Raw genomic sequence first — 898 nt, 5'->3', positions numbered from 1 at the left:
GCGCGGTGCGGGTGCGGCTCAGACGTCGGCGGGCGCGGTGGAGGCGCGGGCGGCGGCGACCAGCCGGTCGGTCTCGGCGGCCACCGCCTCGTCGTCGGCCGACGTGCCGGGGTCGTAGCGGACCGTCCAGGTCAGGCCGTCCACGCCGGCCACCCGGCGGGCGGCGATCCGGCCGCCGCCACCGGGCACCTCATGGTGGGCGGTGTACGCCACCGAGCGGGTCACCCGGGCGCGCACCTGGTGCGGCAGCTCACCGGGGTCGAGCAGCAGGTACGTCTCGGCCGGGCAGTCGGCCACGACCAGGTAGCCGTCCCGCTCGGTGACCCGCTCGGCGGGGGTGACGGTCAGCTCGCGCCCGGACCACACCGCCTTGAGGATGTCGTGCCAACCCAGCCGGTGGCCCCGGCCGGGGAGCCAGAGCCCGAGGTTGCTGGCCACCACCACGCCGTCACCCTCGCCGTTGCCGGCGGCTGCCCAGGCGAGCATCCGCTCGTCGGGCGCCAACGGAGGCCGGTCCGCCGGCGGCAGCTTCGGCTTGCGGTTGAACAGTCCCATCACAGTCCTCCCGCGGCCTGCTCGCGCAGCGCCCGCGCGTGCTGCTCCAGCGAGAGCAGTTCCCCGAAGAGCGCGAAGTACTCGTCCTTGCTGCTCACCGGGTTGATCCGCTGGATCTTGGACTTGAGGTCCCTGATCCGGGCGGTGACCGAGCCCCACTGGAGGCGCGCCATCGTGATCGAGACGTAGCGCGGGTCCGGCTCGCCGTCGATGCGCAGCGGCTCGACGGCCAACTCGCCGACGAGCGCCCGGGCGGCCAGGTCGTCGCAGGCGTCGCGGACCTGCTCGATCCAGACCGCGCCGCCGGTGGCCGCCGCCGCGCCGCCGGCGGCGCGGTCTGGAT

Annotated in this window: 2 protein-coding genes; both read right to left on the bottom strand. The window is 75.4% G+C overall.

Annotated features, from left to right (window positions below):
• Window positions 1-18: 18 nt before the first annotated feature.
• On the bottom strand, window positions 19-555 hold the full coding sequence (locus DKL51_RS33170; protein ID WP_109942894.1) for a hypothetical protein: 537 nt from the start codon (window positions 553-555) through the stop codon (window positions 19-21).
• Window positions 555-898, bottom strand: a 344-nt coding sequence (gene dnaG, locus DKL51_RS33165) for a DNA primase (RefSeq protein WP_498070982.1), incomplete at its 5' end; no start/stop codon positions are given. The genes dnaG and DKL51_RS33170, both read right to left, overlap by 1 nt.

The organism is Micromonospora globispora (genome assembly GCF_003857015.1).
Lineage (GTDB): Bacteria > Actinomycetota > Actinomycetes > Mycobacteriales > Micromonosporaceae > Micromonospora > Micromonospora globispora.
Note: the sequence above shows the minus strand (reverse complement) of the source record. Positions and strands in the feature narration are given on the sequence as shown.